Genomic DNA, 17,669 nt, shown 5'->3' with positions numbered 1-17,669 from the left:
TTAACTGGACGTTAAATTATGAGCGATTCATTTGATATTGCCATCATTGGTATGGGCTGTCGGTTTCCTGAGGCAAATTCGCCAGAGGCATTTTGGCAGAATCTTATTACGGGAAAAGAGAGCATCCGACATTTTTCCCGCACTGAGTTATTGGCAAACGGGTATGTGGAAGATGACATTGATCATCCCGATTTTGTGGCGGCCAAAGCGATACTGGAAGACTATAAGCAGTTTGATAATCATCTGTTCGGTTATCTGAAAGACGAAGTGGATAAAATGGATCCTCAGTGTCGATTGCTGCATGAGTGCTGTTGGTTAGCGCTGGAGGATGCCGCTTATACCGGGCGAGACCATGGTGGGAGGATGGGGCTTTTCGCCGGGGCTGCCTCGAATATTCCCTGGATTTCGGCGTTGATGAAACGTCGCCTTTCACCTGCGGAAACGTTCGACATCGTAAACTGGAATTTGCCGGAATCACTGATTACGCGCACCGCTTATCGGTTGGGATTACGCGGGCCGGTGATGGCCATCCATACTGCGTGTTCGACCTCGCTGGTCGCTATCCATACCGCTTGCCAATCGATTCTGAGTGGCGACTGCGATATGGCGTTAGCGGGCGGTGTATCACTGACGCTCCCACAGGTGTCTGGCTACCGTTATCAACAGGGGATGGTACGATCGGCTGATGGGCATTGCCGTCCTTTTGATAAGGATTCCAACGGCACGGTAGGCGGGAGCGGCGCGGGGATCCTGTTGCTCAAGGCGTTGGATCAGGCGATTGAGGACAACGACCATGTTCATGCTGTTATTAAAGGTTCTGCGATAAATAACGATGGACAGCGTAAACCCGGGTTTACCGCGCCCAGCGTACAGGGGCAGTCGGAGGTCATCGCTAACGCGCAAATGTTAGCGGGCGTGGAACCGCGCGATATCACCTACATCGAGTGTCATGGCACCGCGACCGAGATAGGCGATCCGATAGAGGTTACCGCCCTGAACCGCGTGTTCGGCGGTAGTGAACACGTCTGCATGATTGGGTCGGTAAAAAGTAACATCGGCCATCTTGATGAAGCGGCGGGTGTGGCCAGCGTCATTAAGACAGTGATGTCATTGCAGCATAAACGGTTAGCCCCCTCGCTGCATTACACCCAACCCAATGACAAATTGCATCTGGAAGACACGCCGTTTCGCGTGGTTGAGCGGCCAATGGATTGGGTGGTGGCGGAGGATAAAAAACGTATCGCGGGGGTCAGTTCATTCGGTATTGGTGGAACCAATGCGCATGTTATTTTGGCAGAAGCGGATGAACCCATCGCCTTGCCGCCGGATGACGATTCCTTGCCTAAGGTGCTGCTGATTTCGGCAGAGACGCCGCGCGCATTGCAAGATAATCAGCAAAATCTGGCGGATAGTTTGCAGTCGCGGCCCGATATCCGGTTGTCTGATGTCGCGTTTGTATTGCAGGAAGGGCGTATTCATCATCGCTTCAGAAAAGCCATCGTTGCCGGGAGTCGTGAAGAAGCTATCAGATCGCTGCATCGGCCGCTGGGTACGGTGAAAAAAATGGCCAGCGGTGAGCAACACGTTGTTTTTTTGTTCCCTGGACAGGGGGCACAGTATCGCAATATGGCGCTGGAGTTGTATGAATCTCACGATGCATTTCGCGCTATTGTGGATGATTGTCTGGCGCTGGCCTCTGAGCGTTTAGGAGGCTCGCTGCGAGATAAATGGTTCGGTAGTTCGGAAGGCGACGCGCTGCAAAGTACTCGCTATGCACAGCCGGCGATCTTTATTGTGGAATATGCTCTGGCGCGTTGCCTGATTGATGTGGATGTCCAGCCTTCCCTCCTGCTTGGTTACAGCTTTGGCGAACTGGTCGCAGCAACGGTGGCGGGGGTATTTACCCTGCAAGATGCGATAGAGTTGGTGGTTACCCGTGGCGAGTTGATGCAGGCGCTGCCGCCGGGCGCGATGTTGAGTGTGCCGCTGCCGGTGGCGGATGTTGCAGAGCTGTGCTCTGACGGTATCTCGGTGGCGATCGACAACAAAGACTCCTGCGTTGTGTCAGGTGCAGAAGAAGATATCAACGCTTTCGCGGTACTGTTGAAAAATAAACGTATTATGACAGCGCCGATCAAATCCAGCCATGCAGCCCATTCACCTGCCATGAAGCAGATCAACGGCGCGCTTCAGGCGACGATCTCCCGCTTTACGCTCAACGCACCGTCGATTCCATTGATCTCGTCCGTGACTGGCGAACCGCTTACGGCGGAGCAGGCCGTGTCGGTGGAGTATTGGACTGCGCAGGCGGAAAGCCCCGTATGCTTTGTAAAAGGCATTGAGTATCTGGTGGAAAACTATCGCGGCTGCCTGTTTATTGAGGTCGGTGTGGGGCGCGATCTGCTCAATCTCACGAGACGCTACGTGGCTCAGGAGGATTCTGCACGGCTGATTACGCTGTTGCCTGAGGAGAGCAGGGTACAGGGTTCGCGTTACTCATTCTGGGTGGCGCTTGGGAAAATCTGGCAGCAAGGCGCTGGGGTTGCGTGGGATCGGGTGCGTTTCCATCAGGATTGTCGGCGTGTGGCAATACCGGGATATGCTTTTGACCGCAGCCTGTTCTGGCCGGAAAAAGCGGACTTCCTGAATATTTTCTCTGCAACGCCTGGAACCACTGCCAACTCACCCTCCGTTGTGCGCAAAGAAAACAGAGCGGAATGGTTATATCAGCATGCGTGGAAGCAGCAGCCCTTGAACATGGCGAGCATCCCTTCTGCTGCCGGAGCGGCATTACTGGTGCGTCTTTCTTCTGACGCTTCTCATACTGGGTGCCTGTATAATCGCCTACAGGCACATTACAGCACATCATTCCGCGTTCGGTTGGGTAAGGAAACACGGATTGATTTATCAGAAGAAAGTCAGCTTCGTGCGGGCCATCAGGATGATTTTATCCATTTTTTCGAGCAGTTGAAGGCACATAAAACGGTGCTTGATAACGTTATCATTGATGGCGTGGCGATGGACTGCGAAGGCGATGTGTCCCTCTGCGCGATCCTGCATCTGTTACAGGCATACCGTTTGCAGAAAGTGGATATCAAGAAAATCACCCTATTGATTAACCATGGCGTAACGGTTAGCCACGAACCGACGCTTTGCCCTACTGCCTCGGCGCTGATGGCGATTGCTACCGTCGTTCGTCAGGAATTCCCAGAGACAGGCTGTCAGGCCATTGATGTCGGAGACGTGGCCACCGACTGCCCACCGACGGCCCTGGTTGCTGACATCGTTAGTGTAACGAGTGAGCCGGTTGCCTGGCGTGCTCACAGACGATGGGTCAGAGATTTTGTTCCCTATCAGTCATTTGGTATACCTGACGGCGCAGTATTGAAACCGCAGGGCACCTATCTGCTGGTGGGCGGCGCTGGTTTTATTGGTAAAACATTCTGTACCCACCTCGCCAAAAACTATCAGGCTAACCTGATTGTGACATCCCGCTCAACGCCGCCACGAGATGAAATATGGGATGACATTGAGCTTAATGCCACGTCTCTCACCTTACTTCAGGCCGACGTCAGTGATGAGGAGGCCATTACGCGACTGGTAAGCCAAGCCGTGGGGCGTCACGGTAGGATAGATGGCATTTTTTATCTGGCGGGGATCACGGGTGAAGCCTCCCTTCGCTCTATCATCGAGACGGATGATAACTATATAAGTCAGCATCTCACTGCCAAAAAAGAGGGGATTGCGATATGTGATCGCGCTCTGGCAGAGCAGGATTATGACTTCTGCCTGGTTGTGTCATCGTTGGCTCCCATTCTCGGCGGGCTGGGATTCTATGCTTATGCGGCGGCGAGTGCCTGGTTGGATGCCTTTGTTACCCAGCGTAATCGCACCAGCAAACGGCGCTGGACGCTGGTGAACTGGGATGGCTGGGAAGTGGCTGCCAGAACCGAGGTTCACCATAAGGTGGGAAGCTCTCTGGCCCATTTGCTGATCAGCAGGGAAGAGGGGGTGGCGCTATTACCGGAGGTGATACGCTATGCTGAACGTGATGCGTTGATTATTTCCACCGCCGATATTAAGGCTCGTCTTGCCCAATGGACGCTGTCTCAGCAGGAAACGAGCGGTGAGGGCTCGACGTCTGAAGATGCCTGTTCGGAACGACCCGATTTGGATAATGTGCTTGTTGCGCCGCGTAACGCTATGGAAACGCAACTGGTTTCCATCTGGCAGGATTTTTTGCATATCAGCCCGCTGGGAATTGACGATGACTTTTTCGATCTGGGAGGAAATTCGCTAAAAGCCATTACGCTGTTGTCGCAGGTTCACAAGCATTGCCATATCGATGTGCCGCTGACCCGTTTCTTTAAACATCCGACAATACGTGAACTTGCTGAATATGCGAAAGATCACGCTACGGCGGCAAACTATCTGGAGATCAAACCTGCCGAACCACAGGATACCTGGCCGCTTTCACCTGGACAGCGCCGCCTCTATTTACAACAGATGTTTAATAAAAACTCTGTTGCCTATAATGAAACCGTGGCATTTCGCATTGTTGGAAATCTGGATGTTGATCGGTTTAACGAGACTCTGTATCAACTGATGCAGCGCCACGAGTCGCTCAGAACGACTATCGTTTTAGTGAACGGTGAGCCGCGACAGTATTGCCATCCGTCTCCCATTGCGGAACTTCATCAGTTGCAGATAGACAGAGAGGAGTGCAGTGAGTCTCATCTTCAAGCGGAAGTGAAAAAGCTCATTAAGCCGTTCAATTTACACCAGGATGTATTAATAAGGTTGTTATTGATTAAGCTAAAGGTAAATGACTATCTGTTCTTTCTCGATCTGCACCATATTATTTCTGACGGTTTGTCACAGGATATTTTTGTCAGAGATTTCCTGACTATTTATCAAGGTAATACGCTTCCACCATTGCATGTGCAGTATAAAGATTACACGATGTGGCAACGCCAGTTTGCGACAAGTAAAGAGGTTGAGGCACAGAAAACCTTCTGGATAGACAAGCTACAGCCACTGCCTGAATTGCCTTTGCCACTTGATGTCGCGCGGGGAAACGAGGGGGATGAACGGGGCGGCAGGCTTTATTTCCGTATTGACAGGCATACGACTGAGCGGCTAGAGCAGTTGTATTGTGGTGACGGCGTGACGCGCTTTATGGTCTTTCTGTCGACTTATTATTTGTTGTTAGCGGACGTGAGTCACCAGACCCGTTTTGCGATTGGCACACCGATGCTGGGTAGACCACAACGTGAATTGCAGGATGTGATCGGAATCTTTGTTAATCTGCTTCCTATTCCTTGTGATTTTCATGGTGAGATGTCGTTCCGCGAGATTGTGAATGCCATGAAGGAGGTAGCGATTACAGTATTTGATCATGCCGATATTCAATTTGAACAGATTGTCCAGGCACTTGGTTTACAGCCACGGCAAAACAGATTACCCATTTTCGATACGGTTTTTTCTTATATGAATATTGGTATGGCGGATTTTGAATTGCCCGGACTTAAATTAAGTCGCTTTGCACTGCAAGAAGATAACTCGCGTTTTGATTTAGCCATGCTGGTGAAAGAAATTGAAGGCGATTTTGAATTCAGCTTTGAATATAAACGTGCTTTGTTCCGAGATGAAACGATCGCAGGATTTATTACACGCTATATTAAACTGCTTGAGCAGGTAATTTCTTCCGCTGATGTCCCAATAAGTGAATATATCAGTAAAGCGACAGCGTCGAAAGTGGATCATAAAGGAATTGAACTTACTGATTTCAATTTTTGATGTTAATGACCCGTCCCGCTGCAATTTACTTTATGGGGTATAAATGATGCAGAACTCTATCGTTATTAGCGCTGGCAAACCTGTCTCTATGCGCCTCTATGCCATTCACCATGCTGGTGGTTCGCATATGCTTTACCGCCCTTGGGCATCGTTATTACCCGAGTGGATTGAGCTGACCGCGCTTGAAATTCCGGGACGCGGCCTGAGTTTCGGCGCCCCTTTTTGTCAGTCTATGGAAGATGCTATCGAGCTGTTGTTGAGTGAAATACAGACCGATACCCCTTTTGCTCTGTTTGGTCACAGCATGGGCGCGTTGATTGCCTATGAGCTGACGTTGAGGTTGCAGCGACAGCACACCCCTCCAGTCTGGTTGGGGCTTTCTGCTTTTCTGCCACCTCATGTAAAGAATCAGACGGCTTTATCCCGTTATTCGTGGGGGAATAATCAGTTAATGGATTATCTGTTTACGCTGGGGGGCATACCGAATCTCGATGAATTTACCGCTGAACCTGCGGTGATGAATATGCTGCTGGATATCTTAAGATGTGATTTCAGCTTAATTGATAACTGGAGGATGAGTGATGAGATTATTACTGAAAATATCCAGGCTCACTGTTTTTCTTCTCGTGAGGATCCGGTTGCGGGTCACCAGTTGATGTCCGATTGGCAGAAATATATTGCCTCTTCTTTTTCCCATACGGTATTCAGTGGCGGGCATTTTTATCTTGCTAAACATGTGGAAGCACTATTGGATATCATTGTAATGGAGCTACATTCATTAAGGTAAATATTATGGAATATATTATTGTCTGGACCCTGACGTTTAATGATAAATGGAATGCGTTAACGCGTGCACAAAGAATGGAATTACAAAATGAGTCTCTGCCAGAGGTGATTGAAAAATATCAGCATAGCATTCGCTTGAGAACCGCCGATGCTGAAGGTTTTTCTGCTGATTTTCAGGATATAATTATTATCGAGACCGCCAGTCTGAAGGATTACTACTGTATGTTGCAGGATATGCGCAATAGCAAAGTGCTGTCTGAAAGTTATCTAAAAATCACAAATATATTTATAGGTGTAGAGAATGCGCATGAGGTTTATCAGTCTAACACTATTTAATGGAATAAAGGGATAAACCATGTTTGAGAATTTTAATATTGTCTCATTAACGCCTGTGCAGGAAGGAATGCTGTTTCATTCCCTTGAAAAAGATAATGATGACGTCTATGTCACCAATTTTACCCTGAGCTTGCTGGGTACGGTGGATGAAGAACGGCTGAACGAGGCGTGGAATCGCGTGGTTACTGAGCATCAGGCGCTGCGTACCATTTATCGCTGGACCGGCTTAAGCCAGCCGGTCCAGATTATTTTTGCGCAACGAAAGAATAATATTGAATTCAGGCACGACCCGACCGACGTGATAAAGGCAGGGCAAACGCTTAATGTTAGCGCAAGGATTAAAAATACAGAAATTGATCTGGAAACCAACCCAATTAAAGTTTTTCTATATAGCCTGAGTGCTGAAAAATATCTTCTTCATATTCAGTATCATCATATTTGTATGGATGGCTGGAGTCTGGGACTCTTGCTTACCAAACTGTGGGATTACTACGATCGCCCCGGTACTGTTCGTGTTCAACCTGAACTGGATTATGAGCGCTATATTCAACACCTGAACACGGTGAAACAGAGTGAGGAGGCGAGGTCATACTGGCGTTCTGCGGTTTGTCTGGAGGCAGCAATTAGCCTGCCAACGCAAAAGAATGCAAGCCATCGAACACTGAATCGCATCGACCGTCAGCTAGACAGCGATGTGATGTGTAAACTAGAAGGGTACTGTAAAGCGAATGGTTTCACGATGGCGCACGCTATTTACGCCGCCTGGTCTATTTTACTGGCAAAATATAATGATGCTGGAGACATCTGCTTTGGTACAACGGTATCCGGCAGGGATGTCGGGTTTGCGGGGGAGATTGAGGATAGCATAGGCTTATATATTCAGACGCCGCCGCTTTGCGTGAATGGCCTATCTGGGGAAGATACCCTTGCTAGCGTGATGCAAAAGATTAAGGACATCACTCTGGCGCGGGAAAGCCATAAGGCCTATCCGTTGGCTGATATTCAGGCTATCCATAACATACGTCACCCGCTGTTTGATACCATCGTGGTTATTGAAAACTATCCTTTGGCCAAGCGGTTACGCCAACTTTCTACCCACGTTGATATTACCGACTATTCTATTGAGGAAAAGACCAATTTCGATCTCTGTCTGGAGGTGAACTTGCTGGAAACGGCGCTACTTCGACTGAGCTATAATACGGAAAAATATCCACACTATGTCATCGCCAATGGGTTGAAGCATCTCGAGCAGGTGTTGGATGCTATCGTCAATAACGATCAGCTCACCCTGGCCAGCTTGTGTTTACTGGATGAACAAGAATACCAGCGGCTGGTGGTCGATTTTAATCATCGTCCGCCAGTGTTTTCTCGCCATACGCATCTGATTGACGCATGGCAGGAAGTGGTCGTCCTGCATCATGATTCTATCGCCCTTTGCCAGCAGGATCGCCGGGTAACTTATGCGGAGCTTGATGCGCTTGCCAATAGTGTCGCTGCGCAACTTCAGGCTCGAGGTGTTCGGCATCAGGAGCTGGTCGCCATTCAGCGCCGATCGGGGGTGATGACTATCGCTATATTGATCGCCGTGGCTAAGCTGGGGGCGGTTTACGTTCCGTTGGATATCTCAACGCCTGAGGAACGTGTACGGAGTATAATGTCCAATGGCATCAGGCACCTTATCACGCAGGACGACCCCGATTTTCGCGATGAGCTTGTGCAGACGGTGGATGGGCGTCCCACAGTGGCATACTCTAGTGATGATTTGCTGTATACCATTTTTACCTCAGGTTCGACCGGCGAGCCTAAAGGTGTGATGCTGGAGCACCGTACGGTGATGAATTACATCCAGTGGGCGATCCAGCGCTATCATCCCGTTGGTCAGCGTGCGGTCTATCCGTTATTTACCAGTCTGGCTTTCGATCTGACCGTAACTTCCATCTGGTGTCCATTGATCGGGGGAGGGACGATTAACATTATCGATAAAGATGCGTTCAACGCGTTGCAGGATGTTGCCGCTTTGCCAGGTCTGACCAATATCAAGATTACTCCATCGCAGTTGAGCTTGCTGAATTCGCTGATGAATGACAAAACCCGATCGCTGAGTACGTTCGTGCTGGGAGGAGAGCAACTGGAGAGCAAACTGTGTCGTGAGGTAACGGACAAACTGCCTGTCGGTGCGCGAATATTCAATGAGTATGGTCCCACTGAAGCCACGGTTGGCTGTATGATTTGGCAGTATGCGCGCGGCAGTGATACTCCAGCCGTGGCGATCGGCGTGCCAATAGACAATGCGAAGATATATATCCTCGATCGTTTTATGCAGCCGCAACCGGCTGGGATTCCCGGAGAACTGTATATTGGCGGTGATGTGTTGGCACGTGGTTACCTGGGCAGGCCGGACTTAACCGCCGATAAATTTGTAACACATCCTGTTGATCATTCACGGATATATAAAACCGGCGATTTAGCCTTCTTTAATGAGCAAGGATACGTTGAATATATTGGTAGAAAAGATAATCAGGTAAAACTGCGAGGCTACAGAATTGAATTAGATGAAATAGCCGCCAGAATAAAATCCTACGAGGAGGGAAGCAACGCCGTTGTTGTTATTAGGACAATAAACGGTGAGGAGCAATTGGTGGCATATTATGTTTCCCCATCGGGTATGAAAGAGATGTTATTACGCCAGTTTTTATCCGCACATTTGCCCAGCTATATGATCCCTACAGTATTTCAGCCTGTTAGCGAGATTAAACTGACGATTAATGGTAAAGTGGATCTTTCCACTTTACCCGAAATTAACGTGGTTTCTGAACGAATTGACCTGACAACCTCAAGTTATAAAGAAAAAGTGGTTGAGATCTTCTCGTCAGTGCTGGAAATAAAAGAGATTGATCTGCACGCCAGCTTTTTTGATTTGGGTGCGAATTCCATTCGGCTTCTCAGAATTACCAGTTTGTTAAATGGGATTTTGCCGAGACAGATTAAAATTGTAGATTTCTTTACCTATCCTAATATCGCTAATCTGCTTTTTTATATTGAGTTTGGCGAAGAGCATGTACCTCAGCAGGTTAATCAATCAGAGACTTTATCGCGGCGTGATAGGATGGTTTCTCGGCGTAGTAAGATGAACAAATCGGTAAATCTTCCTAACTGAAATAATGGGGCTGCTATGAACAGAAAATTGTTGGATGAAATTTATTTTTCTGCATTTCACAATGATGAGAAAGAAATGCAGGAAATTATTGATGTCTGGTATACGACTTCACTGGCCTGCCATGATTTTGTTGATAGAAATTTCTGGCATGCCTGCAAAGACGATATGCGAAATGAATATATTCCCGCTGCTGAAACCATGGTTGCGAAATATAAAGGGAAGGTTATCGGGTTTATCAGTCTGGTAGATAACACGTTAGCCGCTATTTTTTTACTGCCTGACTATCATGGCAAAGGTGTCGGTCAGGCATTATTAGCGAATGCATTTGAGAAAAGAGACCGGTTATCACTTACGGTGTATGAGAAAAATATGGCGGCAAGAAATTTTTATCTTAAGCATGGTTTTACGGAATCGAATAAATCCGTAGATGAACATACTGGTGAGGTAGAAATAACCATGGAATGGAATGCGATATAATGAATCGTTAATAAGGATAAATAACATGTCTGACAATTATATAGCAGTAAATGAGGCCGTGGCGGCTAACTGGAACGAAATTATATCTACTTATTCTGGTTTAGTGCCGGATGTTTCCTATTATTCCGAGCGTTCGATTAGCACGCAGCGTTTCTCTTTACTTGATGAATCCTCGTCAGCGCTCATTTCTATCGCCAACGGCTCGGATAAACGCCTGAGCCTGCTTCTCGCTACGTTGGCCGCCTGCGCACAGGCGGCGATATCTTACAACCGTAGTGCCGCACTGCTGACTGGTAATTATATCGATGATGAGGACGTAGGAAAAACGGTTTGTCTGCCCGTTCAGTGTAGCCCGGAATGCACCTTCAAAGAGGTGATTGTCACAACCTCAAACAGTATGCAAAAGCAGCTTCCTTATGGTGTTACGGCGTTGCAGCCGCTATTTGAATGCCCGACAACTTTTGCTCTGGCGGTGGTGTTAAAAGGGTGTCAACACATACCGGACGATCTCTATAAGCATAGTTTGACGTACATGATATTCAACTGCGATGAAGGGCTTATTTCCTGCGAGCTCGGTTCGAGGCTGGGTGCGGATTATAGTAATGCGCTGATGCGTCTGGTGCAGGACTGGGCGAGTCAGATGCGTTCGCCCTTGCCTATTTCCCAACTTGAGATTTCCGAGCCTTTCCTGTTTAGCGCGGGAGAGGCGCCGACAAACACGGCGGAAGACGCATCAATTCTCGATCATTTTCGGCAGCAGGTTGAACGCTACCCGAATAAGACTGCGGTAAGTTGCGACGTTGCACAACTGAGCTACGCTGAACTGGATGCGCTGAGCACGAACGGTGCGGCGCAGCTTCATGCTGCGGGTATTAACAAAGGGGACAGTATCGGTATACATATGCCGCGCACCTGCGCAGCGATTGTTGCGATCTTCGCCGTGCTTAAGGCTGGGGGGCGCTATTGCCCATTTGATATCCACTGGCCCGATAGTCGAAAGCAGCATGTGCTGATTACCGCGGATATCCGCCTGACCGTGGTTGCCGCCGATACGCCGCTGGCGTTAGGCGATCGTCAACAGATAACCTACGACGAACTGCAATCTGTGTCTGAAGATCGGGATGCGTATACTTTGCCCGATCTCAATGGTCAGGATTCCGCTTACATCATTTTCACTTCTGGATCGACGGGCAATCCCAAAGGCGTGGAGGTGCCGCACGGTGCCGTGATAAATCTGGTTCAGGGATTGGAATACAAAGTCTATCGGCACTATCCGTGCGAGCTGAATGTGTCTGTGATATCCGCGTTGAGTTTTGATGCGTCGGTACAGCAGATGTATCCGGCGTTGCTGCTTGGCCACACGCTGCATATCGTTCCCGATAATATCAGGAAAGACGGTGCCGGAATCGTAAGGTTCTGGCAAGAAAGGGAGATTCATATTGCAGACTGTACGCCTACGCATTTGCGTATGATTCGTTTGCAGATGAAAGGGCTGCGTAAGCCCTGTCCGGTGATGCATTTGATGATCGGTGGTGAAAAACTGGAGCGTAAAAACTGGCAGGCTTTCGCTGAATGCTGGGATTCGGTGCCTAATGCCTCTAACGCTTACGGCCCGACAGAGTGCTGTGTGCAGTCGCTTTCATTTGAATTTAATGTAGACCACCCAATTACCACGCCAGCAGTGCCGATTGGTACGCCGATGTTGGGTGAAGAGATTGCGCTGATTGATGCATCCCTGCGTATTCTGCCGCGTGGGGCGGTGGGGGAAATTGCGATAGCTGGCAAAGGGGTGGCAAAAGGCTATATTAATGCTGTGGAATTGACGAAAAAGTCTTTTGTCCAGATCGGTGATAAACGTTATTACCGGACGGGCGATCTGGCGAAATATATTGACGACGACGGGCTATTATTTATCGGGAGAATTGACAGTCAGGTAAAAATCAGCGGTTACCGTATTGAGTTGGGAGAAATTGAAACTGCCATACAAGATATATTATTGGGATATCGCCAGCATGATAGCGCCAGTGAAGTGGTTGATGTTTATGTTATGATTAATACCCGTGATGCTGATAACCCTATCTTGATCGCTTATATCTGTTCCGATATCGCGTTTAATGCACACGAGCTACGTCAGGAGACGGCGGCACGCTTACCGGATTATATGGTGCCTGCTTATTTTATTGCCGTGTCGGAGTTTGCGCAAAACAGCAGTGGGAAAATTGACAACAGTCGATTACCGGACCCGTGTGATGTGATTGTACAGGATAGGGTGGTGGCATGTGGTAGTGATACGGAAAGGAAAATACGTGATTTGTGGTCTGAGCTATTGGCGACGCGAAAAGAAAATATTCACCCTAATGCTAGTTTCTTTGATTTAGGTGGAACGTCCTTTAAATTAGCCCAGCTCAGTATCCGTTTAAGCGATACGTTTAGTCGAGATGTTGAAGTCGTCGATTTGTTCAAATATACCACGGTTGCATTGCAGGCCGATTATATTGATAACGGTGCCGTAAAAAATGTTGGGTCACCGGATATTCACGATTCCGTTGAACAATTCGATAGTGTTCTGAAGATGTTCGGTCACTAAATAAGATGGTTTGTCGGTTATTATTATCTTCAGCGTGCTGAAGATCTGATTTATCCCTCCGTTTTTTCTTCACTGCTAAGATTAAATATTATGAATAAAGAGATGATTTCCGAGAATGCCTGTGTGCAACATTTAACGGGATTAGAGATTGCTATTGTCGGTGCTTCCTGCCGTTTCCCGCAAAGCGATAATTTGGATAGCTTTTGGGATAATTGTTTACAAGGACGGGATTGTATTTCACGTTTCTCTGATGAGGTTCTGGCAGCCAATGGGGTTTCCTACGAACATTATCATAGTGAATATTATGTGAATGCGAAAGGTGTAATAAAGAACCCTCTGACTTTCGATGCTGAATTTTTTAATTATAATCAACGAGAAGCGGAATATCTGGAACCGCAAATTCGTAAATTGCATGAATGCGGTTTTGAGGCGCTGGGGTCGGCGGGAATTGTACCTTCGGTTTATGAGGGCGCGATAGGGTGTTATTTAGCTGCCAGCGCTCAGCTAAACTGGCAAATGGCTGCATATGACGAGAGTGACCGTGATGGCGCCAGCCTTTTTTCTGCATTTAATCTGGTAGAAAAAGATTTTGCGGCGACACGTTTGGCGTACAAGCTAGGGTTAACTGGGCCGGCAATCTCCGTGCAGACCGCCTGTTCTTCCTCTCTCACTGCCATCCATTTAGCAGCAAGGGCACTGTTGTTAGGCGAATGTCAGACCGCGCTTGTCGCCGCCGCCGCCTTGGGCACGCCAAATCAGCAAGGTTATCTCTATCAGGAAGGAATGATCACTTCACCTGATGGGGTGTGCCGTCCGTTCGATGCGCTGGCAAACGGTACAGTTGGCGGCGAAGGCGTTGGCGCAGTGGTGCTGCAGCCGTTAAAAGTCGCTTTGGCGCAGGGACGTCCTATATTGGCGTTGATCAAAGGGTCAGCGCTGAATAACGACGGAGAGAGAAAAGTGGGTTATACCGCGCCGAGTATCGATGGGCAGGCGGATGTTGTTCGTCGCGCACTGAGTATGGCTAAGGTGGAGGCGAACACTATCGGTTACATCGAGACTCACGGTACAGCGACGGCTCTTGGCGATCCGGTTGAAATCGCCGCCCTGAGCCAGGTCTTTGACGATGTCAGGGCACAACGTGTCGCTATCGGCTCGGTAAAATCCATTATTGGTCATCTTGATAGTGCCGCTGGTATGGCGGGGCTAATTAAGGCAGCCCTGATGCTGAAACACAAAAAGTTGTGTGCCAACCATTACTTCCATACCCCAAATCCGAAACTGAAGCTTGCTTCTTCACCGTTCTATCTCAACACCCAGAGTCAGGATTGGCAGAGTGAGACGGTAAGGCGTGCTGGCGTTAGCGCGTTCGGTATCGGAGGAACCAATGCGCATGTGATTTTGGAAGAGTACGTTGCGCGCGAGCGTCATGAACCTGTCGATGCTGGGGTAACATTGCTACCTCTCTCCGCAAAATCGGCATGGAGTCTGGCTGAAATGGAAAAGCGTCTGGTTGCGTGGCTGGCGGATCATCCGAAACAGATAACGGATGTCTCCTGGACGCTACAGCATGGCCGCGAGCATTTTTCCCACCGCTCGGTGCTGGTGTGTAATAGCGATGAACCTGTCTCTGCAGCAGAATTTGTCCGGGGGGATAGCCAGACGGCGCGGCACGTCGTCTTTTTGTTTCCGGGGCAGGGAGCACAATATCAGACGATGGGACGTGATTTATATCTGCATGAGGCCGTGTTCCGTGAACAGGTTGACCGCTGTCTGGGGCTGATGAATGCCACCGAGGCAGAACGGGTCAAGTGCTATTTGAGTGCAACAGACGCCGCGCCGCTGTTTTCCCCTGTAACCATCCAGCTTGCCATTTTTACCGTGGAGTATGCCGTCACGGCATTACTTCAGGCCAAAGGCATAGAGCCTGATATGCTGTTGGGGCACAGTCTGGGAGAATATGTCGCGGCGACCATCGCTGGTGTTTTCTCGCTGCATGATGCGCTCTTTCTGGTGACGCAACGCGCGATATTGATGCAGACCATGTCGCCAGGCGCGATGCTCAGCGCATCACTGTCGGAGCAGCAGGCTGCCGCCTTTCTACAAGGCAGCCTTGAGATAGCGGTGGTCAATGGTGAAGAAGCCACGGTGTTTGCCGGTAGTGCTGAAGATATTTCGGCACTGGAAATTCGCCTGCAAGAGCAGCATATTCATGTTCGTCGACTCAAGACCACGCATAGTTTTCATTGTGCGGCGATTGATGAAATTCAAAGCGAGTACACTACCGCGCTTGATGCCGTGACGTTTAACGCTCCGCGAGTTCCCCTCTTGTCTAACCTGAGTGGTGGCTGGCATGACGGCTCCGAAATAATGCAGCCGGCCTATTGGCTTGCTCATCAGCGGCATAAAGTTGATTTTTTAGCCTGTATGCGAACGCTGGCACTACAGCAGGATCTGGTGTTTGTCGAAGTGGGGCCGAGCAATACGCTTACCAGCTGTGTGCAGAAGTTTTTCCATGCCTCGAAGGGGCAGCCGGTTACCGCCGTTAATATGCTTCGCCACCCAAATCAGACTGACGACGATGTGGGCTGTTTTTACCGACAGTTGGCTAAACTGTGGTGCAGTGCTGGTATCGGTAATTGGTCGCAGATAGGCACCGTGTCTGGTGCATTGATCCCACTGCCGGTATACGCATTCGCCGAACGTGCCTATACCCAACTCAGAGACAGCATGGTTAACGGCGGCCGAACCCGGCGTACCAGTCCTGCGCGGAAAGACGCCCTGCTGTATCGTCCTGTCTGGTATCGGGAGCCACTGCGGGCGACAGCCCCGGCAGCGCCGGAAAATGTCCTGGTACTTGTCAGTAAACGTGCAGCAGATGCTTATCAGCAGCACATCTCTCATCTGGCACCAACGGGAAAAATCATAGTAGTTGATGATCAAACCAGCCTGGCGCGGCAGCAACTGAACGGTTCGTATACTGTCCTGCTGTTACCTTATGCCGATGACTTTGTCGGCGATCCTCTGCCGCATTATCAGCAATGGCTGGTTTGCATCAGGCAATTAACCACCCAGGCAGCGCTTTCCGCCTCACGCTTTGTTTTACTGACGCCGGAAATAGAAAATGTTCTGGGTGATGAGATAACTCATGAAGGCATCTCCCTACTTAAAGGGTTGGTACAATCGCTTCAGTACGAACACGCAGAGCACGCTTGTCATACGGTAGATATCGCCTATGAGCCGCTGTTGCAACCGCAGGCCGCGAGGGCGCTGTGGCATCAGATTGTCGATAGTGGACTTGCGCCCCATCAAGCGTTCAGACATAACCAAATCTGGCTGCCGGGGTTCAGACCTATACATGAAGAACAGGCTGTGAGTCAAGATGTCGGGCTAATACAGGGCGGCCTGGTGGTTATCACCGGCGGAACGGGAGGTATCGGCATACAGCTTGCGCAGTGTTTGGCGCGACAGTATGCCGCACGGATTGTACTGCTGTCGCGTACTCCGTGGCCGGAGCGAGAGCTTTGGGGAACGATTAAGGCGAGCGGCGACAACGCGGCCACAACCAGATTTATTAACGATGTGGAAGCGATTGAAAAAAACGGCGGAAGTGTCATGGTCCATTGCTGTGATGTCACCCACCGAGAGACGCTCTTCCAAACGTTGACTGCTGTTGAAAATCAGAATGGCGCGATCGATATAGTGATCCACTGCGCTGGTTCTGATGAGGGGGCGCTGATCGCGCAACCCGATGAGATGGCACACCACAAGATCATGTCAGCGAAGGTGACGGGCGCGCGCAACCTGATCGACTACTTTGAAGGCAAGTCGCTCAGCCGCCTGCTGTTGTGCTCTTCTTTACTCTCATACTCTGGTGCGGCTGGGCAATCGGCCTACGTTGCTGCCAACGCCTTTCTTGATGCATTGGCCGATAGACGAGATCTGCCCTTTGCCGTCAGTTCACTTGCGTGGGAGCGTTGGCTGGAGACCGGCATGGCCATGCGTAGTATGAAGATGGATGCTTCGACTGTGGGGTTAACCAATCAGGAAGGGCAAGCCGTCTTTTTACACTCCTTGAACTTGCCCCCGCAGCGCCTGCTTATTTCCGCGATGGATATTGAACTGCGTCGTCAGTCTGAGGCGGGTCCGACGTCGCTGCAAGGCGGTGACGGACTGACTAAGGATATCACTTTGCGTGATGTGATTATCGAAACGTTGCAGCATCAACTGGGACTGGCTCAGCTTGATGAACACGCCAGTTTTTTCGCGCTCGGTGCCACCTCTCTGGATGTGGTTCAGATGAATGAAAAACTGAAACAGCGCCTGCACTGTGAATTTCCAATATCTATGATGTTCACGTATAGCAGCATAGCGAAATTGCATGACGCGCTACAGCGCACGTTGATGCCAGAGCCACCGTTAGAGGCTGACACGCCCCGTACATCGGTCAACCAACTGGCAAAACAGCGGATGAACCGCAGAATAAAAAAGTAACCTGAACCGATTCGAGCCTCTTATGTTTTGACG

The 17,669-nt window shown here is 49.5% G+C and carries 7 protein-coding genes; all 7 read left to right on the top strand.

What is annotated here, in order from left to right:
• Positions 1-18 precede the first annotated feature (18 nt).
• The 7 genes from O1Q74_RS12410 (at position 19) to O1Q74_RS12380 (ending at position 17,636) form a co-directional block, all read left to right on the top strand.
• A complete protein-coding gene (locus O1Q74_RS12410; RefSeq protein WP_271873546.1) occupies positions 19-5,799 on the top strand; it encodes a type I polyketide synthase in 5,781 nt (1,926 codons plus the stop codon).
• Between the two features lie 43 nt (positions 5,800-5,842).
• Positions 5,843-6,586 carry a thioesterase II family protein gene (locus O1Q74_RS12405; protein WP_271873545.1) on the top strand — a complete coding sequence of 248 codons (744 nt, stop codon included), beginning with the start codon at positions 5,843-5,845 and terminating at the stop codon, positions 6,584-6,586.
• Between the two features lie 5 nt (positions 6,587-6,591).
• Positions 6,592-6,921, top strand: a complete 330-nt coding sequence (locus O1Q74_RS12400; RefSeq protein ID WP_271873544.1) for a darcynin family protein — start codon at positions 6,592-6,594, stop codon at positions 6,919-6,921.
• 19 nt (positions 6,922-6,940) lie between these two features.
• Entirely contained in the window at positions 6,941-10,078 is a 3,138-nt protein-coding gene (locus O1Q74_RS12395; RefSeq protein WP_271873543.1) for a non-ribosomal peptide synthetase, read from the top strand.
• A gap of 15 nt (positions 10,079-10,093) precedes the next feature.
• Positions 10,094-10,555: a GNAT family N-acetyltransferase gene (locus O1Q74_RS12390; protein WP_271873542.1), complete on the top strand. Its 462-nt coding sequence runs from the start codon at positions 10,094-10,096 to the stop codon at positions 10,553-10,555.
• Positions 10,556-10,580: 25 nt separating this feature from the next.
• Positions 10,581-13,142 carry a non-ribosomal peptide synthetase gene (locus O1Q74_RS12385; protein WP_271873541.1) on the top strand — a complete coding sequence of 854 codons (2,562 nt, stop codon included), beginning with the start codon at positions 10,581-10,583 and terminating at the stop codon, positions 13,140-13,142.
• Between the two features lie 90 nt (positions 13,143-13,232).
• Complete coding sequence (locus tag O1Q74_RS12380; protein WP_271873540.1) at positions 13,233-17,636, top strand: type I polyketide synthase; 4,404 nt, start codon at positions 13,233-13,235, stop codon at positions 17,634-17,636.
• The last annotated feature ends 33 nt before the right edge of the window (positions 17,637-17,669 follow it).

Source organism: Pectobacterium sp. A5351 (assembly GCF_028335745.1).
In the GTDB taxonomy this organism is placed as follows: Bacteria; Pseudomonadota; Gammaproteobacteria; order Enterobacterales; family Enterobacteriaceae; genus Pectobacterium.
The sequence above is the reverse complement of the archived record's forward strand: the minus strand, read 5'-3'. Positions and strand labels throughout refer to the sequence as shown.

Bases quoted from the DNA above. Each gene is read 5' to 3' on its own strand.
- O1Q74_RS12390 (WP_271873542.1), top strand. From the start codon at position 10,094: ATGAACAGAAAATTGTTGGATGAAATTTATTTTTCTGCATTTCACAAT.
- O1Q74_RS12405 (WP_271873545.1), top strand. From the start codon at position 5,843: ATGATGCAGAACTCTATCGTTATTAGCGCTGGCAAACCTGTCTCTATG.
- O1Q74_RS12395 (WP_271873543.1), top strand. From the start codon at position 6,941: ATGTTTGAGAATTTTAATATTGTCTCATTAACGCCTGTGCAGGAAGGA.
- O1Q74_RS12385 (WP_271873541.1), top strand. From the start codon at position 10,581: ATGTCTGACAATTATATAGCAGTAAATGAGGCCGTGGCGGCTAACTGG.
- O1Q74_RS12380 (WP_271873540.1), top strand. From the start codon at position 13,233: ATGAATAAAGAGATGATTTCCGAGAATGCCTGTGTGCAACATTTAACG.
- O1Q74_RS12410 (WP_271873546.1), top strand. From the start codon at position 19: ATGAGCGATTCATTTGATATTGCCATCATTGGTATGGGCTGTCGGTTT.
- O1Q74_RS12400 (WP_271873544.1), top strand. From the start codon at position 6,592: ATGGAATATATTATTGTCTGGACCCTGACGTTTAATGATAAATGGAAT.